Annotated in this window: 26 protein-coding genes and 1 pseudogene; 18 read left to right on the forward strand and 9 right to left on the reverse strand. The window is 71.0% G+C overall.

Annotated features, from left to right (window positions below; genetic code table 11):
• Window positions 1–76: 76 nt before the first annotated feature.
• The 3 genes from CG719_RS13560 to CG719_RS13570 all read left to right on the forward strand — a co-directional run bounded on the left by CG719_RS13560 (window position 77) and on the right by CG719_RS13570 (window position 3,402).
• Window positions 77–1,282, forward strand: coding sequence for a cytochrome P450 (locus CG719_RS13560; RefSeq protein WP_100568837.1), 1,206 nt, complete (start codon window positions 77–79; stop codon window positions 1,280–1,282).
• A 207-nt stretch (window positions 1,283–1,489) separates the two neighbouring features.
• Complete coding sequence (locus CG719_RS13565; protein WP_100568838.1) at window positions 1,490–2,110, forward strand: isochorismatase family protein; 621 nt, start codon at window positions 1,490–1,492, stop codon at window positions 2,108–2,110.
• Window positions 2,107–3,402 (forward strand): MFS transporter, encoded by a 1,296-nt coding sequence (locus CG719_RS13570; RefSeq protein ID WP_100568839.1) that lies wholly within the window; start codon window positions 2,107–2,109, stop codon window positions 3,400–3,402. The genes CG719_RS13565 and CG719_RS13570 overlap by 4 nt, the downstream gene beginning before the upstream one ends.
• A gap of 41 nt (window positions 3,403–3,443) precedes the next feature.
• On the opposite strand, the gene CG719_RS13575 is transcribed toward CG719_RS13570, so the two are convergent.
• The 4 genes from CG719_RS13575 to ypfJ form a co-directional block, all read right to left on the reverse strand.
• On the reverse strand, window positions 3,444–4,412 hold the full coding sequence (locus tag CG719_RS13575) for a LysR family transcriptional regulator (protein WP_159024874.1): 969 nt from the start codon (window positions 4,410–4,412) through the stop codon (window positions 3,444–3,446).
• 134 nt (window positions 4,413–4,546) lie between these two features.
• The gene (locus tag CG719_RS13580; protein WP_100568841.1) at window positions 4,547–5,188 is read right to left on the reverse strand and encodes a hypothetical protein; all 642 of its coding nucleotides are present in this window, start codon (window positions 5,186–5,188) and stop codon (window positions 4,547–4,549) included.
• Complete coding sequence (locus tag CG719_RS13585; protein ID WP_100568842.1) at window positions 5,185–6,918, reverse strand: PHP domain-containing protein; 1,734 nt, start codon at window positions 6,916–6,918, stop codon at window positions 5,185–5,187. The genes CG719_RS13580 and CG719_RS13585 overlap by 4 nt, the downstream gene beginning before the upstream one ends.
• A gap of 190 nt (window positions 6,919–7,108) precedes the next feature.
• Window positions 7,109–7,993, reverse strand: a complete 885-nt coding sequence (gene ypfJ, locus CG719_RS13590; protein ID WP_100568843.1) for a KPN_02809 family neutral zinc metallopeptidase — start codon at window positions 7,991–7,993, stop codon at window positions 7,109–7,111.
• A gap of 247 nt (window positions 7,994–8,240) precedes the next feature.
• Between ypfJ and CG719_RS13595 the strand changes: the two genes are divergently transcribed.
• Window positions 8,241–8,813: a DUF6529 family protein gene (locus CG719_RS13595; RefSeq protein WP_199836629.1), complete on the forward strand. Its 573-nt coding sequence runs from the start codon at window positions 8,241–8,243 to the stop codon at window positions 8,811–8,813.
• A gap of 27 nt (window positions 8,814–8,840) precedes the next feature.
• Here CG719_RS13595 and CG719_RS13600 read toward each other — a convergent pair whose 3' ends face one another.
• Window positions 8,841–9,398 carry a DoxX family protein gene (locus CG719_RS13600; RefSeq protein ID WP_100568845.1) on the reverse strand — a complete coding sequence of 186 codons (558 nt, stop codon included), beginning with the start codon at window positions 9,396–9,398 and terminating at the stop codon, window positions 8,841–8,843.
• Between the two features lie 225 nt (window positions 9,399–9,623).
• On the opposite strand from CG719_RS13600, the gene CG719_RS13605 reads away from it, so the two are divergent.
• Complete coding sequence (locus tag CG719_RS13605) at window positions 9,624–9,821, forward strand: antitoxin (RefSeq protein ID WP_100568846.1); 198 nt, start codon at window positions 9,624–9,626, stop codon at window positions 9,819–9,821.
• 229 nt (window positions 9,822–10,050) lie between these two features.
• On the opposite strand, the gene paaK is transcribed toward CG719_RS13605, so the two are convergent.
• On the reverse strand, window positions 10,051–11,397 hold the full coding sequence (gene paaK, locus CG719_RS13610) for a phenylacetate--CoA ligase PaaK (protein WP_100568847.1): 1,347 nt from the start codon (window positions 11,395–11,397) through the stop codon (window positions 10,051–10,053).
• On the reverse strand, window positions 11,394–11,882 hold the full coding sequence (gene paaI, locus CG719_RS13615; protein ID WP_199836630.1) for a hydroxyphenylacetyl-CoA thioesterase PaaI: 489 nt from the start codon (window positions 11,880–11,882) through the stop codon (window positions 11,394–11,396). The genes paaK and paaI overlap by 4 nt, the downstream gene beginning before the upstream one ends.
• 96 nt (window positions 11,883–11,978) lie before the next feature.
• On the opposite strand from paaI, the gene paaN reads away from it, so the two are divergent.
• The 11 genes from paaN to CG719_RS13670 all read left to right on the forward strand — a co-directional run bounded on the left by paaN (window position 11,979) and on the right by CG719_RS13670 (window position 21,816).
• Window positions 11,979–13,691 (forward strand): phenylacetic acid degradation protein PaaN, encoded by a 1,713-nt coding sequence (paaN, locus tag CG719_RS13620; RefSeq protein ID WP_100568849.1) that lies wholly within the window; start codon window positions 11,979–11,981, stop codon window positions 13,689–13,691.
• Complete coding sequence (locus tag CG719_RS13625) at window positions 13,684–14,907, forward strand: thiolase family protein (protein ID WP_100568850.1); 1,224 nt, start codon at window positions 13,684–13,686, stop codon at window positions 14,905–14,907. The genes paaN and CG719_RS13625 overlap by 8 nt, the downstream gene beginning before the upstream one ends.
• Window positions 14,904–15,659, forward strand: coding sequence for an enoyl-CoA hydratase/isomerase family protein (locus tag CG719_RS13630; protein WP_100568851.1), 756 nt, complete (start codon window positions 14,904–14,906; stop codon window positions 15,657–15,659). The genes CG719_RS13625 and CG719_RS13630 overlap by 4 nt, the downstream gene beginning before the upstream one ends.
• Complete coding sequence (locus CG719_RS13635; protein ID WP_100568852.1) at window positions 15,656–16,516, forward strand: 3-hydroxyacyl-CoA dehydrogenase family protein; 861 nt, start codon at window positions 15,656–15,658, stop codon at window positions 16,514–16,516. Before CG719_RS13630 ends, CG719_RS13635 begins: the two co-directional genes overlap by 4 nt.
• Entirely contained in the window at window positions 16,507–17,346 is an 840-nt protein-coding gene (locus tag CG719_RS13640) for an enoyl-CoA hydratase/isomerase family protein (protein ID WP_100568853.1), read from the forward strand. Before CG719_RS13635 ends, CG719_RS13640 begins: the two co-directional genes overlap by 10 nt.
• A gap of 193 nt (window positions 17,347–17,539) precedes the next feature.
• Window positions 17,540–18,553: a 1,2-phenylacetyl-CoA epoxidase subunit PaaA gene (gene paaA / locus CG719_RS13645; protein WP_100568854.1), complete on the forward strand. Its 1,014-nt coding sequence runs from the start codon at window positions 17,540–17,542 to the stop codon at window positions 18,551–18,553.
• On the forward strand, window positions 18,550–18,852 hold the full coding sequence (paaB, locus tag CG719_RS13650; protein WP_100568855.1) for a 1,2-phenylacetyl-CoA epoxidase subunit PaaB: 303 nt from the start codon (window positions 18,550–18,552) through the stop codon (window positions 18,850–18,852). The genes paaA and paaB overlap by 4 nt, the downstream gene beginning before the upstream one ends.
• 13 nt (window positions 18,853–18,865) lie before the next feature.
• Entirely contained in the window at window positions 18,866–19,732 is an 867-nt protein-coding gene (paaC, locus tag CG719_RS13655; protein ID WP_100568856.1) for a 1,2-phenylacetyl-CoA epoxidase subunit PaaC, read from the forward strand.
• Window positions 19,726–20,238, forward strand: coding sequence for a 1,2-phenylacetyl-CoA epoxidase subunit PaaD (gene paaD, locus CG719_RS13660; RefSeq protein WP_100568857.1), 513 nt, complete (start codon window positions 19,726–19,728; stop codon window positions 20,236–20,238). Before paaC ends, paaD begins: the two co-directional genes overlap by 7 nt.
• Window positions 20,238–21,353 (forward strand): 1,2-phenylacetyl-CoA epoxidase subunit PaaE, encoded by a 1,116-nt coding sequence (paaE, locus tag CG719_RS13665; protein ID WP_100568858.1) that lies wholly within the window; start codon window positions 20,238–20,240, stop codon window positions 21,351–21,353. Before paaD ends, paaE begins: the two co-directional genes overlap by 1 nt.
• A 310-nt stretch (window positions 21,354–21,663) precedes the next feature.
• Window positions 21,664–21,816 (forward strand): ATP-dependent DNA ligase, encoded by a 153-nt coding sequence (locus tag CG719_RS13670; RefSeq protein WP_234375560.1) that lies wholly within the window; start codon window positions 21,664–21,666, stop codon window positions 21,814–21,816.
• A gap of 82 nt (window positions 21,817–21,898) precedes the next feature.
• Here CG719_RS13670 and CG719_RS13675 read toward each other — a convergent pair whose 3' ends face one another.
• Window positions 21,899–22,423, reverse strand: coding sequence for a GNAT family N-acetyltransferase (locus CG719_RS13675; RefSeq protein WP_100568859.1), 525 nt, complete (start codon window positions 22,421–22,423; stop codon window positions 21,899–21,901).
• A gap of 335 nt (window positions 22,424–22,758) precedes the next feature.
• Window positions 22,759–23,124: a nuclear transport factor 2 family protein gene (locus CG719_RS13680; protein ID WP_100568860.1), complete on the reverse strand. Its 366-nt coding sequence runs from the start codon at window positions 23,122–23,124 to the stop codon at window positions 22,759–22,761.
• A gap of 28 nt (window positions 23,125–23,152) precedes the next feature.
• Here CG719_RS13680 and CG719_RS13685 point away from each other — a divergent pair.
• Window positions 23,153–23,785: pseudogene (locus CG719_RS13685) on the forward strand (hypothetical protein); the annotation flags it as partial.
• A 219-nt stretch (window positions 23,786–24,004) separates the two neighbouring features.
• A complete protein-coding gene (locus tag CG719_RS13690; RefSeq protein ID WP_234375561.1) occupies window positions 24,005–24,256 on the forward strand; it encodes a contact-dependent growth inhibition system immunity protein in 252 nt (83 codons plus the stop codon).
• The last annotated feature ends 364 nt before the right edge of the window (window positions 24,257–24,620 follow it).

A 24,620-nucleotide genomic window follows, 5' to 3' on the forward strand; every position in this document is an offset into this window, starting at 1 on the left:
CGAGGCTCGCCGGTGGCCTTTCGCCGGGCCATGGACACCACCGATGTCGTACCCCCTGCCCCGAAGGAACCGACTGATGACCACGGACAACGAGACGGCCGTCTGCCCGTTCGACTTCAGCGAGACCCTGGAGTTCGACCCCTCCCTCGAAGACCTGATGTGCCGCGACACCCCCACCCGGATCCGGCTGAGCTACGGCGAGGCGGAGGCCTGGCTGGTCACCGGCTTCGACGGCGTCAAGCAGGTGACCACCGACCAGCGGTTCAGCCGGGCGGCCATCATCGGCCGCGACTACCCCCGGATGACGCCGGAGCCCATCGTGTCGCCCGAGTCGATCAACGTGATGGACCCGCCGTACAGCAGCCGCGTCCGCCATCTGGCGTCACAGGCCTTCACGCAGCCGCGGGTGGAGGCCATGCGCCCCCGGATCGCCCGGCTCGCGGACGATCTGCTGGACACCATGGAGAAGGCGGGACCGCCGGCGGACCTGATCCGGCACCTCTCCGACCCGCTTCCCCAGCACACCGTCCTCGACCTCCTCGGCATCGAGCGGGAGGAGTGGCCCTGGATCCAGAAGGCCGTGCACCAGCTCCTCGTCGTCGGCCCGGACAGCAAGGAGGCCGCGGCGAGCGCCAAGACGGAACTGACGGCCTTCTTCGGCGAGCTCGTCGCGCAGCGGCGGAAGTCGCCGGGCAGCGACATCATCAGCGCGATGGCCGCGGCGCGGGACGGCAAGGAGCAGCTCGACGACCGGGAACTGGCGGTCATGACGCTCATGCTGGCGCTCAGCGGCCAGGACACGGCGACCTGCGAGATCAGCGACATCGTGTACCTGCTCCTGACCCGGCCCGAGCTGGCGGAACGCCTCAGGAGCCGGCCCGGGGCCCTGACCGACGTGCTGCACGAACTGCTCCGCCACATCCCCTTCCGCAAGGGGGTCGGCATCCCGCGGGTGGCTCTGGAGGACGTGGAACTGGGCGGTGTGACGATCCGGGCGGGCGACTACGTCCACGTGTCGTACCTGACGGCCAATCGTGACCCGGAGCGCTACACGGACCCGCACGACATCGACGTGGACCGGCCGACCGCCCCTCATATGACGTTCGGCTGGGGCGGGCACCGGTGCATCGCGATGCCGTTGGCCATGGCCGAACTCGAAGTGGCCATCGGACGGCTCATGGAGCGCTTCCCTGAACTGCGGCTCGCGGTGGCGCCGGAGGAGGTGCGCTGGGACACGCAGACGATCAGGCGGTTCCCCCTGGAGCTGCCGGTGGCCTGGTAAGTACGCCCGCCCGGCGGGGGCAACAACGGACGCCGCACGGCCTCGGCCGGCCGGACCGCCGGGGCCCCGGCGCCGCCTCGCGACGGTATAAAGAATTCCTATGACTGGCAGGGTGCGTTTCACGGTTAGGCTCTGGCCCAATCCTCGGGCCATGTTCTCCGGCCTTCCCGTATTCGAAACGCAAGAGGAGTTCATCCGTTGAACGCGATGTGGCGCGTGAACCCGCAGAAGACGGCTCTGCTCGTGATCGACATGCAGAACGACTTTGTTCTCGAGGGATATCCCATGGAAGTGCCGATGGCACGCCGGAGGATACCCCGGATGCAGGAGGTCATCACCGAGTGCCGGGCGGCCGGAATTCCGGTCGTCTACACACAGCACATTCTGCTGGACACCTTCAATGTGTCTCCGCTCGAATCCACCTACAACACGGCACTGCTGAGCGCGGGCATGCGCAAGGGCACGTTCGGCGCGCAGGTCGTCGACGACCTGAAGCCGGAGGCCGACGACGTCGTCGTCGTGAAGCACCGCTACGACGCGTTCCACAACACGCACCTGGAGAACGTGCTGACCAGCATCTCCGGGCTGCGCGAGGTGGACACCGTGATCATCATCGGCACCCTCACCGAGGTCTGCTGCGACTCCACCGCGCGCGGCGCGTACATGCGCGACTTCAAGGTGGCCTTCGTCGGTGACGCCACCGGCGCGCGCAGCGAGGAGGCGCAGGCGGCCACGGAGAACACCATCGGCACGTTCTTCGGCCGACTTCTCACCACCGCGGAACTGGTCGCGGAAATCCGCGCGGACCGTGAGGGGAGAGCGGCATGAGACCCAGAGAATATGACGTCCGCTACGAACGTCAGGCGGTCGTGCTGCTCTCCCTGGGATTCGGCCTCGTCGGTCTGGACCGCTGGATCATCAGCCCGCTTTTCCCGTCGATGATGAAGGAACTCAGGCTCGACTACCAGGACCTAGGCAACATCATCGGTGTCCTCGGTCTGGCCTGGGGATGCTCCTCCCTTCTCATGGGCGGTCTCTCCGACCGGCTGGGCCGGCGCAAAATCCTGGTCGGCTCGATCGTGTTCTTCTCGGTCTGCTCACTGCTGACGGGACTGGTCGGCGGACTCGTCAGCCTTCTGATGGTGCGGGTCATCATGGGCATCACCGAGGGCGCGTTCACCCCGACCGCGGTGGCCGCCACGGCGGAGGCGTCACGGCCCGAGCGCCGCGGGCTGAACATGGGCATGCAGCAGAGCACGTTCGCCCTGTTCGGCGTCGGCCTGGGCCCGATCATCGCCACCCAGTTGCTGCGGGTCCTGCCGAGCTGGCACTGGGTCTTCGGTCTGATGCTGGTCCCCGGCCTGGTCCTGGCCTGGTTCGTCTTCCGGAGCATCCGCGAACCCCATCAGCTGCCGGCCTTCGAATCCGCCGTCTCCCCCGTCGCCCAGGAAGAGACCCGCTGGCTGGACGTCTTCCGCTACCGGAACATCCGGCTGGCCATCCTCGCCCTGTGCGGCGCGATGACGTGCATCTTCGTGCTGAGCGCCATGGTGCCGAGCTATCTCGTCGACCACCAGGGCATCGGGACCAGCCAGATGGGCGTCATCGCGTCCGGCATCGGGTTCGGCGCCTTCGCGGGCCAGCTGGTCATTCCGGGGCTGTCCGACAGGTTCGGCCGCAAGCCCGTGGTCGTCGTGGCGCTGCTGATGGCGATGTGCATGCTGATCGGCTTCATCCTCCAGGGACCGGTGGTGCCGCTGCTGTTCCTGCTGCTGTTCTTCGTCGCCTTCGGGGCCAACGGCTGTCTGGCCCTGCTCGCCGGAACCGTGACCGTGGAGTCCGTCCCCGCCGGTCTGATGGCCGCCGCGGCCGGCACCGTCATGGGTGTCGCGGAGATCTTCGGTGGCGGCGTCGCCCCGTCCGTCGCCGGATACCTGGCCCAGCACCACGGCATCCACACCGTCCTCTATCTGGCGCTCGGCGGACTGCTGATGTGCGTGGTGGCCGCGTCCTTCCTCCAGGAGACGGCGCCGAAGAAGACCGGCCGCACCGGTCACGAGGACACCGCCGTCACACCGGCCGCGGAGGTGCAGCCGGAGCCCGGCCCCGCCGTGCGCTGAGGACCTGCCCGGGAGGCGGACGACCCGCGCGTCGGCGCGGGTCACCCCGTCCCGGGCGGACCCGCGTCCGGGGTGCCGGGCGGGTCCTCGTCGAGGAACCGGGCGACGGACGCGGCGAACGCCTCGGTCACCCCGTGGTCCCGGCCCGCGTCACTGACCCCCACCGTGATGTTGATCTGCGGAAGCAGTCCGGGCAGCCGGGACGAGGGAAGGTCCGTCGCCCGCTGCCCCCGGTCGCCGACGACGACACCGGCCGGGACCACGGTGATGCACTCCCCCAGGCGGATCAGCGCGTGCATGGTCCGGTAGTCGTCCACCACGTGGAAGCGGGAGATCTCGTACGTCTCGATCAGTGTGGTGGTGATCCTCGCGTGGTGGGTCAGCACCGGATTGTCGAACAGCACGAACCGGTAGCGGGACAGCAGCTCCTTCACGGCCGGGGCGCTGACCTCCTCCAGTACCGTCCCCGGCGGGTGGACGAGCGCCATGTCCTCGGTGCCGATGACGTCGGTGCGGAAGGGGTGGTCGGCTTCCGTGGAGTAGAACAGCCCGGCGTCCAGCTGGTTCAGTTCCAGCAGGTCGATCAGCGTCGTGGCGGGCCGGCTGGTCACCCGGAACTCGTCCGCCCCGTACACGTCCAGCGCGCTGCTCACCACGGCCCGCACGGACCGCTCCGACAGCCAGTTGTCCACGCCGAACACGACCTTGTGCGGATGTCCGGCCACCTCGGTGAAGCTCCGCGGCCGGGACGGGTCCTGCTTGCCCAGGACCGCGGAGGCATTGGACAGGTCCCGCATGAGCTGGGCGGCGTACGGCAGGAAGTACGCGCCCTGCGGGGTCAGCACCGCGCCCTTCCAGCCCCGCTGGAACAACGCGAAGCCGAGACTGTCCTCCAGCCGCCGCAGCCGCTGGCTCATCGCCGGCTGCGTGACGTACGAGTCGGCGGCGGCCTTGGAGATACTGCGGTGCCTGGCCACGGCCAGGAAAGATCGAAGCGCCTCGACATCCACGGTTGCCCCTCCTTCGGCCACGACACGGGGCTCGATGGACGGGACCCTACTGCCCCGCGGACCCTTTGTGACCTGCTGGGACCGCGAGGCGGAAGGACTTCTTCCGGGCGGGTGCCGCCGGCCCGGCGCGGCCGTCAGCCGTGATCGGCGCAGCAGGGCGTGGGGTCGGGCACCTCGAAGGAGGCGAGGAGGCCGCCCGCGGCGGGCACGAGCGGCAGCACGAGCTGTCCGCCCTGCCACAGGGGGCGGACATGATCGCGAGTCGTGACCGGGGTGTCCGGTGCCGGGCCGCCGCCGGGGCCGGACGGCGCTCCGACGACCGTGACCCGTTCGATGGCGGTGTGCTGAAGGAGGAAGCTCAGCGGGACCGTGCCGACGAGACGCCCGGCACCGGGGTAGACGACGGCGCGTCCCCGCGCGCGGCTGTGCTGCTCGGCGGCCGCCAGCGCGGCGCCGTCCGCGTACGACTCCGGACCGTGCCGCAGCGCGCCGAGGGCCGCTCCTGAGGACGGCCGGCCCTCGTCCGCCTCCGTGAGGAGGGTGACCAGCCGGTGCCACACCGAGGCCGCGGTGTCCGCGTCCGGCAGTGCCAGGGAGACGGCGATGTGCGGTCGCTCGCCGCTTCGGACCGGGTGGGTGCAGGCGACGGTGGTGTCCGGCAGGCCGAGCCGCGCCACCAGGTCGTGGGCGAGGTGATCGGCGCCGCGCAGGTCCGCCGACCCGGCGTCCACACCGATCACGGTGGGGGCGCCGGGTCCGCCGGGTGTACCGGTCATGCGGGCAGGACCCACATCGGGTTGGAGTAGAACCACAGGTCTTTCCACGGGTCGGCGTCGCCGACCACGTCCATCGCCGGTCCGGCCGGGTCCACGGCGGCACCGCGCAGACCGACCGCCGAGCGGTTCCCGTCGGTGCCGCGCAGCCGCACGTACACCGGCTTGTCCACGCGGCCGAGGGAGTACGTCAGCCGCACCGAGCCGGTGGACTTGTTCACCTCGAAGGACTTGACGACCTTCGTGTCCGGGGTGATGAACACGTCCTTGTCGGAGACCCGGCCCGTGACGGCACCCTGGATCACGTCGACGCGGGCCAGCGTCGGCACGAACTGCGCCCAGTTGGGGCCGCCCGCGAGGCTGATCTCGACGACCAGGTCGACCTGGCTGCCACGGCGCACGTGCAGCGCGTCGCCGAGGGTGACGGCCTTGCCGCCGGAGCGCAGCTGGGCGTTGAGGCCGCTGATCAGCCCGCCGTGGTCGACCCAGACCCGGCCGGCCCGGATGCCGTCCATGACCGCCTGGTAGGAGAAGGAGGCGGCACCGACGTGGGTGCGGGAGTACTGGCCGGGCCAGAAGTCGCCGTCGCCCAGGTTCAGTCCGCCGCCGTGGACCGGGTCCTCGTAGCGGCCCCTGGCGTCGAAGTCGCTGCCCGGCCCGCGGACGGAGGAGTCGGCGTAGACGCTGTGGGAGTCGGAGTTGGCGGTGATCCACCACGGCTTGCCCTCGGCCAGCAGGCTGTCCCAGAGGCCGCCGACGGTCGCGGTCATCCAGTCGAAGCCGCCCCAGGTGCGGTAACTCTCCAGCGGGTAGCCGGAGAAGGAGTCGGCGCCGGGGCTGTTGTCGTAGTAGCCCCGGCCCGAGCCGGGTCCGTTCGGCGCGGGCAGGCCGGCGGCCTGGTGGCCGGGGGCGCCCTCCATGCCGACGGCGATCGTCGGCTGCGCGTCGCGCCAGGCACGGATCTCGTGCGGGGAGTCGATGCCCTTGCGGGCGGGGTGGTTGGCCAGGAACAGGGCGTCCTTGACCTTGCGGCGCTTGACCTGCTCGGCGAGGAAGTCGACACCCGCGATGGCGAGCGCCTCATTGGCGGGGGTGGAGGCCGTGGCCTTCTTCACGGCCCCGTCGAAGGAGTTCTCGAACTCCTTCAGCACGGCGACCTCGTTGCTGCCGGGGTGGACGAAGACGGTGCCGTGCTCGGCGGCCGGGATGTTCCACTCCAGGCCCTGGAAGACGAGCGTGTCGCTGATCTTCCCGCGGGCGGCGACGATGTCCGGGTTGACCTTCTCCACGCCGATCTTGGCGTGCTGCTCGCTGCCGTGGTCGGTGATGACCATCCAGTCCAGGCCGTGCGCGTTGGCCTGGCGCACGTGGTCGACGACCCGGTACTTGCCGTCGGAGCTGTACTGGGTGTGGATGTGGTGGTCGCCGGCCAGCCACAGGTAGCCCCCGGAGCGGGCGGGCTGGGAGGACTGCTGGTTCTGGTTCTGGCCCTGGTCGCCCTGGGACTGGGACGCGGCCGCCTGTCCGGCGCCGGCGAGCACGCTGCCCGCCGCCAGTCCGGCGCCGAGCAGGCCGGTGCGGCGCAGCATGGACCGGCGGGAGAGCTGGTCGGGCGTCAATTCGGCGTCGGGGACGTCGAGGTCGAGCGCCGGCGGCAGGGATCCATCGCCCGCACCGTGCGTGTGGTCGTGGTGGTGGTGATGCCCGTGGGCGTGACTGTGGCCGTGGCCCATGTCCCAACTCCTGCCGTCGGTACGTGCAAAGCGTGTTCGAGCGGCGCCCATGCTGGGCCCCTGCCGCCAACACGGTGGGAACGGCCGGTGACATCGACAGGTACGGCCGGTGGCACCCGGACGTGCGACAGGCCTGCAGGCACGGCGAGGGCCCCGGCCGGGAAACCCGGCCGGGGCCCTCGTCACATGGTCAGATGGCGCCGGTGAAGGTGTCGCACCGGGCCGGGGAGCCCGTGGTGTACCCGGTGGTGAACCAGTGGACCCGCTGCTGCGAGCTGCCGTGGGTCCAGCCCTCCGGGTCGACGCGGCCCTGGGTGCGTTCCTGGATGCGGTCGTCGCCGACGGCCTCCGCGGCGTCGAGGGCCTCGCGGATCTCGGCGTCGGTGAAAGGCTTTTCGAAGAAGCCGGTGGTGACGGCGTTCTTGGCCCAGACTCCGGCGTAGCAGTCGGCCTGGAGCTCCAGCCGGACCGAGCCGCTGTCGGCTCCCGTGCGGTCCCGGCCGGCGCGGTTCATGGTGCCCAGCAGGTTCTGCACGTGGTGCCCGTACTCGTGGCCGATGACGTACGCCTGCGCGAAGGGACCGCCCTTGGCGCCGAACCGGTCCTCCAGCTCACGGAAGAAACCGAGGTCGAGGTAGACGCCGCGGTCGGCCGGGCAGTAGAACGGGCCCATGGCGGACGTGGCCCGGCCGCACCCCGTGTTCCAGGTGCCGGAGACCAGTTTGGTTCCGGCCTTGCTGTACGTCTGCTGGAAGTGCTCGGGAAGAGCGCCCTGCCAGTAGCGCTGGATGCTGTTGACCACACCCACCACGCGGCACTTCTCCAACTCGTTGGCGCTGCTGCCCTTGCGGCACTTCTCCTTCAGGTTCTCGCCCGGCTGCGAGGCGGCGGAGTTCGAGCCGCCGCCGTTCAGGAGACTCGCCGGGTTGACGCCCAGGAACAGCGCGGCGACCAGGACGACGACGCCGATGACGCCGCCTCCGATGGTGAGCCCGCCTCCGGGAATGCCACCGCCGCTGCTGCCGAGGTCATCGACCTGAGAGGCATCAAGATCCACGTCATCGCGGAATTCCATGGGTCGTTCGTCTCCTGGGGGTTGGTGATCACCCCCATTCTGCCCGGTGCCGTGGACCGGTCGCAGCAGCGACTGCCCAGGCGGACCAGTTGGAGTGGACAGGACCCGAGCAACCGGGGCCAACTGGGAGAAGCGGCCTGGATGCGCCGTCCGACACCAATGGAGCGCTCATGAAAGGAACGGCCGCGGCGACAGTGCCGGCGGTTTCCGCCGTACCGCAGGGTCGAACCCGATTGATCGGGGACTGATGACCGAGCAGACGGGCGCGCGGACGCGTCGTCCCGCACGAACGGTGGCGGGCTTGCTGGCTGCTCTGCTGCCGGTCGCGGTAGCGGTGGGGCTGTACGCGTTCGGCCGCACGCACACACCCGACTACACCAGCGGCCTGTTCGGGCGGCACGGTGTCGGTGTCTACGATCTCAAGGCGCGCCTGGGCAGCGCCCTGATGGCACTCGCGCTCGTCCAACTGCTGCTCGGGCTGTGGATGTACCGGCGCCTGCCGGGAGCGGGAGCCGCACCGCACCGTGTGCACCCCGCACACCGGCTCATCGGCCTCCTCGCCTTTCTGCTCTCGCTGCCCATCGCCTACCACTGCATCACCGCCTACGGAGTCAAGTTCACGAGCAGCCGAGTGGCGGTGCACTCCATCACGGGCTGCGTCCTGTACGGCGCGTTCGTCGCCAAGGTGCTGGTGGTGCACAGCCGCCGACTGCCCGGTTGGGCGCTTCCGGCCGCCGGCGGCATCCTGGTCACCGCTGTCGCACTGATGTGGTACACAGCCGCTTTGTGGTTCTTCGCCGGCTCCGCCCCCGGCTTCTGACCATGCAAAACGTTGCCTGTCGGGGCACTAGAGAGCGAGCGCGAGCGCGGCGCCCGCGCCGCCCAGGCCCAGGGCGACGGCCGCCTCCCGCCAGCCGCCGAAGCCCCATCGGAAGAACCGGTCGAGGGCCAGCCGGCCCGGTCCGATCGCGGCGATCCCCAGGGCGACGACGGCGATGCCGACGTTGTATTCCACACCGCCGTCCGTATCCCAGAGGCCGTGGGCGCCGGTGACGGTCACCATCGCGTTGATCATGACGCCGATCAGGGCGGCGGCCGCGAGCGGGGTCAGCAGCCCGAGGGCGAGACCGAGGCCGCCCAGGAACTCCGACAGACCGGCGATCACGGCGAACAGCTTTCCCGGGCGGTAGCCGAGGGCGGCGAACCCCTGACCGGTCCCGGTCAGTCCGCTCCCCCCGAAGAGCCCGAAGAGTTTCTGCGCGCCGTGCCCGGCCATCAGCAGGCCGAAGGTGAGCCTGACGAGCAGCAGACCGCAGTCGGCGGCGGTCCCCGTGACCGCGCCGGTGTGCGGTGCCACCGGCTCCGTGGCACGGGAGGGACGGTACAGAATGCGATTCGTCAACATGGGAGCTCCGCTGAGAACGCCAGGACGGGCGTTGCCCCCCAGCTCGGTCACGCCGAGACACCGGTCGCGGGGCCACGCGCGACGCGCGTCTCCCCCTTGCCCCGTGCCGATCCTTCCGCAGCGGGCGCAGTCGCGCATCCTGACCGGTCCGCGCCCGTCCGTTCGTCGCGTCATGACATCATGAGGGCCCGGACTACTACAGCCCCGTAGAGGAGCGGCACACGCATGTTCGACCAGCTGAAGAGCCTGAAGGGCAAGGTCGAGGGCATCGCCGAAGCCCACGGCGACAAGATCTCCGACGGCCTGGAGAAGGTCGGCGAGTTCGTCGACGGCAAGACCGGCGGCAAGCACAGCAGCACGATCGACACCGTCGTCGACAAGGCCCAGGACGCCGTGGACAAGCTGGGCAAGCACAAGGACTGAACCCACCCCCCAGGGCGACCCAGGTCCTCGGGCGGGCCTGGGTCCGGCAACGTGTCCGCCTCCGCGCCCTCGGCGAACCGCTACCCCATCGGTGACTTCGCGACCGCAAAGCCGCGCCGGGGTGCGCGGGAGGACTGGAGACGGCTACGCCGGCCGGTGCCCGTCTCGGCCGGAAGCCGGCGCCCCGACCGTCACGCCACGACCGGCGCGCACCGGCCGGGGCCGGGGCTCATCCCTTGCGCAGGTCCCGGACCCGGCGGATCTTGCCCACCGAGCGCTCCAGGGTCTCCGGTTCGACCACGCACACCTCGACGCTGATGCCGACCGAGTCCTTCACACCCTTGGTGATGATCCTGGCGGCCGTCTCGCGCTGCTCCGGGCCGACGCCGGGGCGGGCCTCGATGTGGACCGTCATGTGATCCATGCGGCCGCGCTGGGTCAACTGGATCTGGAAGTGCGGGGCGACGCCGGGCACCCGCAGCACGACCTCCTCGATCTGACTCGGGAAGACGTTCACCCCCCGCAGGATGATCATGTCGTCGCTGCGGCCGGTGATCTTCTCCATACGGCGGAAGGCGGGCCGCGCGGTGCCGGGCAGCAGGCGGGTGAGGTCACGCGTGCGGTACCGGATGATCGGCAGGGCTTCCTTCGTCAGCGAGGTGAACACCAGCTCGCCGCTCTCGCCGTCGGGCAGCACCTCACCGGTGATCGGATCCACGACCTCGGGACAGAAGTGGTCCTCCCAGATGTGCAGTCCGTCCTTGGTGTCCACGCACTCCTGCGCCACACCCGGGCCCATGACCTCCGAGAGGCCGTAGATGTCGACGGCGTGGATGTCCATGCGCTCCTCGATCTCGCGCCGCATCGCCTCCGTCCAGGGCTCGGCTCCGAAGATGCCGACCTTCAGGGAGCTGGTGCGCGGGTCCACGCCCTGCCGCTCGAACTCGTCGAGCAGGGTCAGCATGTAGGAGGGCGTGACCATGATGATCTCGGGTTCGAAGTCCCGGATGATCTGCACCTGGCGCGCGGTCATGCCGCCGGAGGCGGGGATCACGGTGCATCCGGCGCGTTCGGCTCCGTAGTGCGCGCCGAGGCCGCCGGTGAAGAGGCCGTAACCGTAGGAGATATGGACCTTGTGGCCGCGCCGGCCGCCCGCGGCGCGGATGGAGCGGGCGATGAGGTCGGCCCAGGTCGACAGGTCGTTCTCGGTGTAGCCGACCACGGTGGGGCGGCCGGTGGTGCCGCTGGAGGCGTGGATGCGCCGGACCTCGGACATGGGGACGGCGAACATCCCGAAGGGGTACGTCTCGCGCAGGTCGGCCTTGGTGGTGAAGGGGAATCGGGCCAGGTCCTCGAGGGAGCGGCAGTCGTCGGGCGTCACGCCGGCCGCGTCGAACTTCCTGCGGTACAGCTCGACGTTGTCGTAGGCGTGGCGGAGAGTCGCGCGAAGCCGGCTGAGCTGCACATCGCGGAGCTCCTCGCGGGTCAGGCGCTCGCCGCTGTCCAGCAGCCCGTCCGGGAGGGGCTGCCCCAGCCGGGGCCCCTGATCCGCCGGGGCCGTGACTTCGCTGCTCATTGCGACTCCTTCGTCTTCTCGCTTCGTAGGCTGCGGCTGCGCCCGCGGAACTCCGCGATCACCTCTTCGCCCGCCCGTCTGCCGCCACCACCCTCGACGGACCGCGCTTCGCGCGGGACGTCGGTGATACGCCGCACGCTCACGTCATAGATCCCGCTGCGCCCGTACCGGGTGCGCTCGCGGGCCGTCGCCACGAGGACGTCGCCCTCGCGGGCCGGGGCGATGAAGTCGATGTCGGCCGCCGCGGCGACCGTCACGGGCCCGTGGCTGTTGCAGGCGCAGGCGAACGCGGTGTCGGCGAGCAGGAAGATGTAGCCGCCGTGGGCGATCCCATGCCCGTTGACCATCGCCGGCGTCACGGTCATCCGCACCTCGGCGGTTCCTTGGCCGTGGTGCGTCAGCTCGATGCCGAGATTCCGGGAGGCCAGGTCCGCGGCGAACATCGTCTCGACCGGACCGGGATCGACGTCAGTGGCCTGCGTCACGTTTTTCCACCACCTTGTGTACCGACCGAACATTCGGTTAGCGTCGGCAAAGCCAAGTAATCAAGCATCACCGCTGCCTGTCAAGAGGTGGACCGCATGCCCCACACCACTCCCGAGCCCGTCGACTTCTTCGCCCGCCACCGAGAGCTGCTGGAGACGGCGGTCGCGGCCACCGAGAGCCGGGACCACTGGACCCCGTACCCGGAGTCACCCAGCAAGTCGGTGTACGGCGAGGAGGCCCCGAAGCTCGGTGAGGCCGCTTTCCGGGACCAGTTGGGCAAGCCGTTCGCGCTGCCCGGACACCCCGGCGAGGGGACCGTGCAGGCGACCGAGACCTCCCCCTACGGCTTCGGCCTCGGCATCGGCTACCCCCGCGTCCGGCCCGAGGAGGCGGTCGCCGCCGCCAAGGCCGCCACGGGCCCCTGGCGCGACGCGGGCCCGGATGTCCGCGCCGGTGTCGCCGCCGAGATCCTGGCCCGGCTCAACGCGGCCGGCTTCGAGAACGCGCACGCCGTGCAGCACACCACCGGACAGGCCTTCGTCATGGCGTTCCAGGCGGGCGGCCCGCACGCGCAGGACCGCGGCCTGGAGGCCGTCGCCTACGCCTGGGCGGAGCAGAGGCGGCACCCGCGCTCCGCGCGCTGGACCAAGCCCCAGCGCAAGGGCGGGGACCTGGTGATGGACAAGAAGTTCACGCCGGTCGGACGCGGTGTCTCGCTGCTGATCGCCTGCAACACCTTCCCCACCTGGAACAGCTATCCGGGCCTGTTCGCCAGCCTGGTCACCGGCAACCCCGTGGTGATCAAGCCGCACCCGGGCGCCGTACTGCCGCTGGCGCTCACCGTGCGCACCGCCCGCGAGGTCCTCGCCGAGGCCGGCTTCGACCCCAACCTCGTGATCCTGGCCGCCGAGGAACCCGGCGAGCGGACCGCGGGCCTCCTCGCGCTCCACCCGGACGTGCGCATCATCGACTTCACCGGCTCCACGGAGTTCGGCGACTGGCTGGAGACCAACGCCCGCCAGGCCGCCGTGTACACCGAGAAGGCGGGTCTGAACACGGTCGTCCTGGACTCCACCGACGACTACCGCGGGCTGCTGGGCAACCTCGCCTTCTCGCTGTCCCTGTACAGCGGCCAGATGTGCACCACCCCGCAGAACCTGCTGATCCCCCGCGCCGGCATCGCCACCGACCAGGGCGTCAGGACCGCCGACGAGTTCGCCGCCGATCTGGGGGCCGCGCTGGACAAGCTCCTCGGCGACCCGGCTCGCGCGGCCGGCACGCTCGGCGCCGTCGTCAACGACGGCGTGCTCGACCGGCTGGAGAAGGCGGCGGCGCTCGGCATCACGGCGCACGCCTCGCAGCCGGTGGAGCACCCCGAGTTCCCGCAGGCCACCATCCGTACGCCGCTGGTGGCGCGCCTGGACGCGGAGGCGGACGAGGAGACGTACACCCGCGAGTGGTTCGGGCCCGTCTCCTTCGTCATCGCCACCGACTCCACCGAACACAGCCTGCGGATCCTCCGGGAGACGGTGCGCGCCCACGGCGCGCTGACCGCCGCCGTGCATTCCACGAGCGAAGAGGTCCTGGCCGCCGCCGAGTCGGCGGCCCTGGACGCGGGGGTGCATCTGTCGGAGAACCTCACCGGCGGCGTCTTCGTCAACCAGTCCGCGGCCTTCAGCGACTTCCACGGCAGCGCCGCCAACCCCGCGGCCAGCGCCACCCTGTCCGACCCCGCGTTCGTCACCGGCCGCTTCGCGACGCTCCAGTCGCGCCGCCCCGCCGCCATCGAGGAGAGCACCCATGCCTGACGAGGTCTACCTGATCGACGGGGCCCGCACCCCGCAGGGCCGCTACGGCGGCGCCCTGGCCTCCGTCCGCCCCGACGACCTGGCGGCGCTGGTGGTCGGTGAGGCCGTGCGCCGCGCCGCGATCCCGGCCGAGGCCGTGGACGAGGTGATCCTGGGCGCCGCCAACCAGGCCGGCGAGGACAACCGCGACGTGGCACGCATGGCGGTGCTGCTCGCCGGGCTCCCGCACACCGTGCCCGGCTACACCGTCAACCGGCTGTGCGCCTCGGGTCTGACCGCGGTCGCCTCGGCGGCCCAGGCGATCCGGTCCGGCGAGGCCGACCTGGTCGTCGCGGGCGGCGTGGAGTCGATGACCCGCGCCCCGTGGGTGATGGAGAAGCCGGGCACCCCGTGGGCCAAGCCTGGCCAGGTGCACGACACGTCCCTGGGCTGGCGCTTCACCAACCCGCGCTTCGCAGCCGCCGACCGCGCGGTGCCCGCCGGGGCCGGTCCGGACACGGTGCGGACGACCCTGTCGATGGGTGAGACGGCCGAGGAGGTCGCCGCCCTCGACGGCATCACCCGCGCCGACTCCGACGCCTTCGCGCTGCGCAGTCACCAGCGGGCCGTCGCCGCGCAGGAGGCCGGGTACTTCGACCGCGAGATCGTCCCCGTCCCGGTGAAGGACGGACTGGTGGAGCGCGACGAGGGCCCGCGCCCGTCGACGACGCTCGAGAAGCTGGGCTCCCTGCGCACCATCTTCCGCAAGGACGGCATCGTCACCGCGGGCTCGTCCTCCCCGCTGTCCGACGGGGCGTCGGCGCTGGTCGTGGCGAGCGCGGCGGCCGTGGAGCGGCACGGACTCACCCCGCGCGCCCGCGTCGTCACCTCGGCCTCGGCCGGGGTGCAGCCCAACCTCATGGGCCTCGGCCCGGTTCCCGCCACGCAGAAGGCGCTGGCCCGCGCCGGCTGGCAGACCGCCGACCTGGACGCCGTCGAGCTCAACGAGGCGTTCGCCGCGCAGGCGCTGGCCGTCGTACGCCGGCTCAAGCTCGACGAGGACCGGGTCAACGCCGACGGCGGCGCCATCGCGCTCGGCCATCCGCTGGGCTGCTCGGGCGCCCGCATCCTGCTCACGCTGCTCGGCCGCCTGGAGCGCGAGGACGCCCGCCGGGGCCTGGCGACGCTGTGCGTGGGCGTGGGCCAGGGCGTGGCGATGCTGGTGGAGCGCGTGTGAGCCGGGACGCGTACGAGACGCTGCTGGTCGAGGAGCGCGAGGACCGGGTCGTGGTGACCCTGCACCGCCCCGAGGCACGCAACGCGATCAGCGGGCTCATGATCCGCGAACTGCACGCGGTGTGCGACCTGTTGGAGGACGACCCGAAGCTGCTGCTGCTCACCGGCCACGGCAACGTGTTCGCGGGTGGCGCGGACATCGCGGAGCTGCTGCGGCGGGGCCGGGACGAGGCGCTCCAGGGGATCAACAGCCGCCTGTTCGAGCGGGTGCGCAGGCTGCCCATGCCGACCGTGGCCGCCGTCGACGGCTGGGCGCTGGGCGGCGGGGCGGAACTGTCCTACGCCTGCGACATCCGTATCGCGGGACCCGACGCCGTCTTCGGCAACCCGGAGCCGGGGCTCGGCATCCTCGCGGCGGCCGGGGCGTGCTGGCGCCTTCCTGAGCTGGTCGGCGAGTCGGTCGCCAAGCAGGTGCTGCTCGCCGGACGGAACCTGGACGCCCAGGCGGCGCTGGCCGCGGGTCTGGTCATCGACGTCGTACCCGCGGAGAAGCTGCTCGACGAGGCGCACGCGCTGCTGGACCGCATGGCGCGGTCCTCGGCCACCGCGCTGCGTCTGACGAAGCTCGTCGTCGACGCGCCGGGCGCGCACCCGGTCGCCGACGACCTGGCGCAGGCGGTGCTCTTCGAGGGACAGGACAAGCAGGACCGCATGACGCGTTTCCTGGAGAAGAGGAACAGGAGCAAGGCATGAGCAGTCCGACCGTGCCCGCCGTCGTCGGTGTGATCGGCGGTGGCCGGATGGGGGCCGGAATCGCGCAGTCGTTCGCGGCCGCCGGCTCGTCGGTGACCGTCGTGGAGAGTGGTGCGCAGGCCGCGGCCGCCGCCGTGGAGCGCGTCGCCACCGGGCTGCGCCGGGCCGCCGAGCGCGGCCGGCTGGCCGAGCCCGCCGAGCAGGTCCTCGCCCGGGTCACGGCCGTGGAGTCCGTGGACGGTCTCGCGCCGGGCACCGAACTGGTCGTCGAGGCCGTGCCGGAGAACGCGGCACTGAAGGCCGGGATGCTCGCCGCGGCCGAGGCGGCGGTGGACGACACGACCGTGCTGGCCACCAACACCAGCTCCCTGTCGGTCACCGAGCTGGCCTCGGCGCTGAAGGTGCCGGGCCGCTTCCTGGGCATGCACTTCTTCAACCCCGTGCCCGCCTCCGAGCTGATCGAGATCGTCGTGGCGCCGGAGACCTCGCCCGAGGTCGTGCGGGCGGCGCTCGGCTGGACCCACGCGCTGGGCAAGAAGGACGTCGTCGTCAAGGACTCCCCCGGCTTCGCCAGCAGCCGTCTCGGCCTGGCGCTCGGCCTGGAGGCGATCCGCATGGTCGAGGAGGGCGTGGCCGAGCCGGAGGCGATCGACGACGCGATGAGCCTCGGCTACAAGCACCCCATGGGCCCGCTGCGCCTGACCGACCTGGTCGGGCTCGACGTCCGCCTGGCCATCGCCGAGTACCTGCACGCCACGCTCGGGGAGAGGTTCGCCCCGCCGCAGCTGCTGCGCGACAAGGTCGCCCGGGGCGAACTCGGCCGCAAGTCGGGACAGGGGTTCTACGCATGGCAGTGACCCCGCCGGAGGCGACCTCGCCGGACGCGGCGGGGCAGAGTGTCGGCTACCGCGTCGAGGACGGCGTCGCGGTCATCGAACTGCGCAGGCCTTCCGCCGGAAACGCGCTCGACGCGGCCCTGCGGTCCGGGCTGCGGGCCGCCGTACGCCGGGTGGCCGGTGACGCGGACGGCGAGCGGGTGCGCGCGGTGCTGCTGACCGCGCAGGGCCGGAACTTCTGCGTCGGGCAGGACCTCAAGGAGCACGCCGAGGCCCTCGAGCGCGACCCGGAGTCGGCGTTCGCCGTGGTGCGGGCCGAGTACAACCCGCTGGTGGAGGCGCTGCAAGCGCTGCCCGTGCCGGTGGTCGCGGCGGTCGAGGGCGCGTGCGTCGGGGCCGGGCTGGGTCTCGCGCTGTGCGCCGATGTGCGGGTGGCGTCGGAAGGCGCGCGGTTCGCGACCGCTTTCACCGGGATCGGGCTGGCCGCCGACAGCGGTCTGAGCCTGTCGCTGACCCGGGCGGTCGGCCCGTCGTATGCCGCCCTCCTCATGTTGCTCGGCGACCACTTGGACGCCGGGGTCGCACAGGAGCTGGGGCTGGCGCACCTGGTCGTGCCCGACGGGCAGGCGGCGGCCGAGGGGCTGGCGCTGGCCCGGCGGCTGGCGGCGGGTCCCACGGCCGCGTACGGCGAGGTCAAGGCGTTGCTGCGGCACGTGGCAACCGGGGCGGGGCTGAGCGCGGTACTGGAGCGTGAGGCGGCGGCCCAGGAGCGGCTCGGCGCCACCGAGGACCACCGTGGCGCCGTGCGGGCCTTCCTCGCCAAGGAGAAGCCGTCCTTCGGGGGCCGCTGAGAAAGGGCCGCCGAACCGAGGGTCGCTGAGCAATGAGGCCGGACCGAGGGCCCGCCCGTCGTACGCGGCGGCGGCCCTCGCACCGCCCCGCGGCCGCGTGCGGCCGGGCGATCCCGGATCCAGGGGTTGCCGGGGCCGGGAAAATTCGACAGACTATTACCCGAACGAATGGTCGGTAGGGAAGCTGGTATCGATGACCACGTCACACGGCGCAGTGTCGAGCGGCGACAGCGCGGAGCAGCGGCTCCAGGAGCAGTTCGACGCGACGATCGCGAAGGACCAGCGGATCGAGCCCCGGGACTGGATGCCCGAGGGCTACCGGAAGACGCTGATCCGCCAGATCGCGCAGCACGCCCACTCGGAGATCATCGGGATGCAGCCCGAGGGCGAATGGATCACCCGGGCCCCTTCGCTGCGCCGCAAGGCCATCCTCTTCGCGAAGGTCCAGGACGAGGCCGGGCACGGCCTGTACCTGTACTCGGCGGCCGAGACCCTGGGCGCCGACCGCGCGGACCTCACCGAGCGCCTCATCGAGGGCCGGCAGAAGTACTCCTCGATCTTCAACTACCCGACCCCGACCTTCGCGGACGTCGGCGTGATCGGCTGGTTCGTCGACGGCGCGGCGATCTGCAACCAGGTGCCGCTGTGCCGCAGTTCGTACGGCCCCTACGCCCGCTCCATGGTGCGGATCTGCAAGGAGGAGTCGTTCCACCAGCGGCAGGGCTACGAGCTGCTGATGACGATGATGCGGGGCACCGACGCCCAGCGCGAGATGGTGCAGGACGCGGTGAACCGCTGGTGGTGGCCGTCCCTGATGATGTTCGGCCCGCCCGACGGCGACTCCCCCAACTCGGCCGCCTCGATGGCCTGGAAGATCAAGCGGCACAGCAACGACGAACTGCGCCGGCGATTCGTCGACATGACCGTCCCGCAGGCCCAGAAGCTGGGCGTCACCCTGCCCGACCCCGAGCTGCGCTGGAACGAGGAGCGCGGCCGGCATGACTTCGGCACCCCCGACTGGTCCGAGCTCAAGCGCGTGATCAGCGGCGACGGGCCGTGCAACGAGGAGCGCGTGGCACGGCGGAGGGCCGCGCACGAGGACGGCGCCTGGGTGCGTGAGGCGGCGTCCGCGCACGCGGCCAAGCGGGCCGCCATGACCGGGGCCACCGAGGACGCCCGGAACAACGAGGAAGGAACAGCGGCATGAGCAACACCGGCGGTACGAAGGACAGTTGGCCGCTGTACGAGGTGTTCGTCCGCGGCAAGCGCGGCCTGAACCACGTGCACGTCGGCTCGCTGCACGCGGCCGATGACGCCATGGCGCTCAGCCACGCCCGCGACCTGTACACCCGGCGCAACGAGGGCGTGAGCATCTGGGTGGTGCGCTCGGAGCACATAGCCGCCTCCACCCGGGACGAGAAGGACCCCTTCTTCGCGCCCAGCGCCGACAAGGTCTACCGGCACCCCACCTTCTACGACATCCCCGACGATGTCCCCCACATCTAGGAGCAGGACGGACATGAGCGACGTCACCGACGACCACGTCTACCTGTCCCTGGCCGCGGAGCACGGGGAGTCGGACGCCCGCTGGGCCTTCGGCACCGGTTTCGAGGACCCGCTGCACGGCGTCGACACCACCGTGCCGGACTCTGTCGAGCCCGCCGAGCTGGCCGCGTACTGCCTCGCCCTCGGGGACGACGCCCTGGTCGGCGCGCAGCGCCTGGCCGAGTGGTGCACGCGGGCCCCGGAGCTGGAGGAGGAGGTCGCCCTGGCCAACATCGGCCTCGACCTGCTCGGCCAGGCACGGCTGCTGTACGCGCGCGCCGGCCAGGCCGACGGCAGCGGCCGGGACGAGGACGCCTACGCCTACTTCCGGAACGCGGCGGACTTCCGCAACGTCCGGCTCGCCGAACTCCCCAACGGCGACTTCGCGTTCTCCGTCACCCGGTTGCTGGTGCTGTCCTGCTGGCGCCTGGCCGTCTTCCAGCGGCTCGCCGCCACCACGCAGGACCCGGTCCTGAGGGCGATCGCCGCCAAGGGTGTCAACGAGCTCGCCTATCACCGGCAGTTCGCAGCGGACTGGGTGGTGCGCCTGGGCGACGGCACGGAGGAGTCCCACCGGCGGATGCGGGCCGCGCTGGCCGCCGTCGCCCCGTACACGGACGAACTCTTCGCGCCGCGACCGGGGTTCGGCGTCGACCCGGCGGATGTGCGGGAGGAGACGACGGCCGTGCTCGGGCAGGTCCTCGACGCCGCCGGTCTCGAGCCGACCGAGGCCGAGGCGCTGCCCGGTCAGGGCCGGGAGGGCGACCACACCGAGCATCTGGCCCCGCTGCTGGAGGAGTTGCAGGGGCTGGCCCGCGCGCATCCGGAGGCGACATGGTGAGCGCACTGGACGAGCGGCGCGCGCGGCACGTGGCCGAGCAGGTCCCGGACCCGGAGCTGCCCATGCTCACCCTGGCCGACCTCGGCGTGCTGCGCACCGTCGAGATGCGCCCGGACGGCACGGTCGTCGCCGGTCTGACCCCCACCTACTCCGGCTGTCCCGCGATGGCGGAGATGCGTGCCGACGTCGCCGCTCGGTTGCGTTCGGCCGGTTTCGCGCAGGTGGAGATCCGTACCGTCCTGGACCCGCCGTGGACGACGGACTGGATCACCGCGGAGGGCCGGCGCAAGCTCATCGAGGCGGGCATCGCCCCTCCGGGCAGCGCGCCCCGGCGCACCGGCGGAGCCGTGCCGCTGGAGCTGTCCGCCACCCGGCGCGCGGTGGCGTGCCCGCGCTGCGGTTCGTCCGACACCGAGGAGACGTCCCGCTTCGCCGCCACCTCCTGCAAGGCACTGTGGCGCTGCCGCAGTTGTCTGGAGCCGTTCGAGTACGTCAAGGAGATCTGATGGCCCCGACCACCACGACGGAGACCGACGTGTCCGCCGCCCCCGCGCGGCGCCGCCGTCCGGCCTTCCACCCGCTGCGGGTCGCCGCGGTGCAGCCGCTGTGCGCGGACGCGGCCGCCATCAGCTTCGACGTGCCCGAGGAACTGGCGCAGGAGTTCGCCTACCGGCCCGGCCAGTCGCTCACGCTGCGCCGTGAGGTCGACGGGCGCGACGAGCGCCGTTCGTACTCCATCTGCTCCCCCGTCGGCGCCCGCCCCCGCATCGGCGTGCGTGTGGTGCCCGGCGGCCTGTTCTCCTCCTGGCTGGTGGAGGACGTCCGCCCCGGCGACACCGTCGAGGTGATGGCCCCCACCGGCGCCTTCACCCCCGACCTCGCCGAACCGGGCCACCACGTCCTGATCGCCGCCGGCTCCGGAATCACCCCGATGGTGTCCATCGCCGAGTCCGTCCTGGCCGCCGACTCCCGCTCCAGGGTCACCCTCTTCTACGGCAACCGCCGTACCGACACGGTGATGTTCGCCGACGAACTCGCCGACCTGAAGGACCTCTACCCCACCCGCTTCCAGCTCGGGCACGTCCTGTCCCGCGAACCGCGCGAGGCCGAACTCCTCTCGGGGCGCCTGGACTCCGAGCGCCTGGCCGCGCTCATCGACGGGCTCGTCGACGTGAAGAGCGCCGACCACTGGTGGCTGTGCGGCCCGCACGGCATGGTCCGCGACGCGCAGAAGCTGCTCGGGGACCTCGGTGTCCCGGCGGACCGCGTCCACCAGGAGCTGTTCTTCGCCGACGACGAGCCGATCCGCACGGTCCGCCACGAGGACGCCACCGGCGACGGCCCGGTCAGCCAGGTCACCATCACGCTCGACGGCCGCTCCACCACGTCCCCGCTCTCCCGCGAGACGACGATCCTGGACGGGGCGACGCGGGTGCGCCCGGACATGCCCTTCGCCTGCAAGGGCGGCGTGTGCGGAACCTGCCGCGCCCTGGTCACCGACGGCGAGGCCGACATGCGCCGCAACTACGCGCTGGAGCCCTCCGAGGTCGACGCCGGCTATGTGCTGACCTGCCAGACGTTCCCGGTGTCCGACACCCTGACCGTCGACTTCGACAGCTGAGGCCGTCCGGGCGGGACCTGCCCGGACCACGCCGACCTGATCGTTTTCGCCCTGGCCGGGCGGGTGCGCGGGGTGCATGACGGCTACGACGCACCCTCGGGGCGACGGCCCGCAGGCCACCACCGTCACCGTCCGGCCGCGGGGCAGTCCCCTGCCGCTCCCAAAATCGCCGCCGGCCAGGACGCCGTGACCACCGGCGACCGGGCACCCTGGCCGGGCAGGCCAGCCGGCCGACAGCGCCGCACGACGCTGCCGCAAGCTGGACGTTCAGTGCGGCGCGGGCTCGCGCGGGAATCTGCACGTCACCCTCGTGGCGCCGAAGCTGGTGGTGGAGGTCGGTGTCGACGTCGCCCGCGACGGTGCCGGACGCCGGCGCCATCCGGCACGCCGGCACCGGACTCGCCCGGACCTGACGCCCGCCGACACCCCGCCCTTCGAGCCCTGGCCGACCGGCCGCGCGTGAGGCCACGCCGCTATGAACCATGCACCGCGGCAACTCGTGGCACCCTGCCGTTCCCGTCCAACCACGACGGAGCAGGCGTTTTCTATTCCCCTCCGTCCCGTACGGACTTTTCGAGCAGCGTGAACGACTTTGGCGTACCGCCTGGCTGCGGCTTGCCTTCCTTGCGTCCGACAACCTGATAGCCGGCGTCGAGGTAGTACGCATTCAGGCGTGCATTGCCGGCCAGGCAGTCCAGACGTACCAACGGTCTGCCTGCCTCGGCCACCCGGCGCTCCGCGACTCGCAGAAGCTCCCGCCCTGTCCCGGGCGGGACACGGTCGTGGTCAACCATCAGCCGGTGCACATAGCCGGCCGTCGGTGGCTGCGGCCCCCAGGCGTCCTCGTCCTCCCACCACAGCTCCCAGGCTCCGACCACACGATCGGCAGCCTCCGCGAGCCATAGCTCCCCGCTTTGCATGATCCGGCGGAAGTGATCCCCGCCCAGCTCACCAGGCCGCCACTGACCAGTGACGCCCTGGGCCAGCATCCAGCGGGCAGCGTCATCGCGCAGACGCACTACAGCGGCAAGATCAGCGTCGTGAGCAAGACGGAAGCGTAGATCAACCACACTGCGATCTTCGCACAGGTGTCCGCCCCCGTATCGACAATGCCGCCACGATGGTCGCGCCCGATCGCCGCGCACAGCTCCACCTTCGTCCGCTGCCTGACCAGCACCTCTGGATAGAGCCAGTGATGAGATGCCGTCCAGTCGAACTGCTACCTGGATGTGCCCTGTTGTATCAGTCCCTCCATCGGGCCGGAAGGAACGGTTCTCGCTCTCCGCGCCGGCCGCACTCCGGGACATCCTCAGATGTACGCCGGCAGCCTGAGCGGCACCTCCGCGAAACCCGACCGCCCGCCAGGCAGTCGGCAAACACGCGCGGGGCAACGGGCTGTCTTCGCTCAGCCGGTCAAAGTGGCCTGGTGGAAGTACATGCGCCAACCCGTTGCCGTCAGACGCCACAGGGAGCTTCGCCATGCTCGGCGACCGCTGTTGTCGGCGAAGTACGTCAAGTGAACGACGCCCGGAGCGAGCACGACCCCTGACATCTCGCTGACCTTGACCGGCGACTCCGGATCCACTGAGCCGGCACTCGTCACGGCGAGGATCGATGTCGCATCCCACCGACGGCCAGATGCCCCGAACTCGATGAACTCCGGGTCCAGCAGCTCCGAGACGAGGACCGGCGATGCACGTACCTCAGGGTCGAGAAGCCTCAGCTCCGCATCGATGGCCGCTTGAACAGCTCGCTCACTCTCGTCTGCCATGCCGGAACCCTACGGCCACGTGCCGTCGCTTCCACCACCCGAGCGGCGGGCCGAAGCGATGCGTGAGCTCGGCGTGCGCATCAACGCATTCCTCCGCGACGCCGCGGCCACGGTCCGCGAGCGCTTCCAGGGCAAGCTCACCTACGCATCCGTCCAGTTCGAGCAGGTCGACTGGACTCCCTTCGACATGGTGACGTTCGAGCTGATCCGCTCCGCCGAGGTCGCCGACCGGTTCCGGGACGCGGTGCGCACTCTGGCCCAAGGCCCGAAGCCGCTCGCCATCACCGGGTTCGGCACCGCGGCCTACCGCGGCGCGGGAGACCGCGGTGGGCGGGTGCTGGAAGTGGTCGAGTACGACCCGGAGACCAAGGCACCTGTACGGCTGAACGGCATATACGAGCGTGACGAGGCCGGCCAGGCCGCATATCTGAGCGAACTGCTGGAGATCTTCGAGACCGAGGGCGTGGACAGCGCGTTCGTGTTCTTGTTCTCCTTGCCTGGTTACCCGCACCGCCCGGACGGCGACCCCAGGGACGACTTGGACCGGGCCGGCCTGGGCATCGCCAAACTCCTCGAAGGGCGCCGGGGGCAGACCTACCCCGACATGGAATGGGAACCCAAGGCCGCCTACGCGGCAGTGGCGCAGCGGTACGGGAAGTGACAGGCGCCGCGCACGGTGCCCACGGCTGTCTCCCCAGGGCGCAAGCGAGGTCACGCGGGGGCCCGTTGGGATCAGGCAGGAACGAAGCAACCAAAGCGGGCCACCGAACGCCGACTTTCGCCGAAAGCACCATCAAGCACCCTTGTCAGGGGAAAGCGCTCTTTCATGAAGACCGCGTTTGCTATCTCGCCGTAGGGCAATCGGGAGGTGACGCGACCCGTGAATCGCTACTGCTCCCTTGAAGGGCTTGAACGCGATCGCTGGCCAGCCCCGTCAGCCGACGCCACCCGTGTTGTCGCTACTGCACACGCCCTGCGGCGTCGGCCGATCGGCGAGCTGACCGTCGAAGACATGCGTTTCTTGATCGGGCAAGACATAGGACTGCCCTACCTCCTGCCACTGGCACTGGAGGTGTTGCGAGACAACCCGATGGCTGAGGGGGACATGCACGAAGGTGATCTTCGGAGTTGAGCGACCTGCCGCCTGACTTGCAACAGAAGGTTGAGCGGTTCCTGGCTCCGTAGAGCACTGACGCGGGATGTCGCTCGTGGACGGGCAATCAAGCTCGCGGCGGAGGATCTCGGTGGTCCAATCGATCCGTGGGCCCTCGGGGTCGACGTCCTCCTCGCCCTCCCAGGTATTCGTCCCCTCGTGGGCTGGGAGCAGCGCTGCTGGCCACTGGCAAGCAGGTGTTTTTGACCCAGCCGTCGTGAAGGTGAACCGAGTGGGTTGCGTTACGAACCTTTCGAATCTCATGCGTACGTGAGAACGAGAGGGTCACGTCCGCTGGAGTGGTGTATCGACGGCCACTCGGTGATCTCGTTTGAGGCTATGC

The sequence above is a fragment of the Streptomyces sp. CB01373 genome (genome assembly GCF_002803075.1).
In the GTDB taxonomy this organism is placed as follows: Bacteria; Actinomycetota; Actinomycetes; order Streptomycetales; family Streptomycetaceae; genus Streptomyces.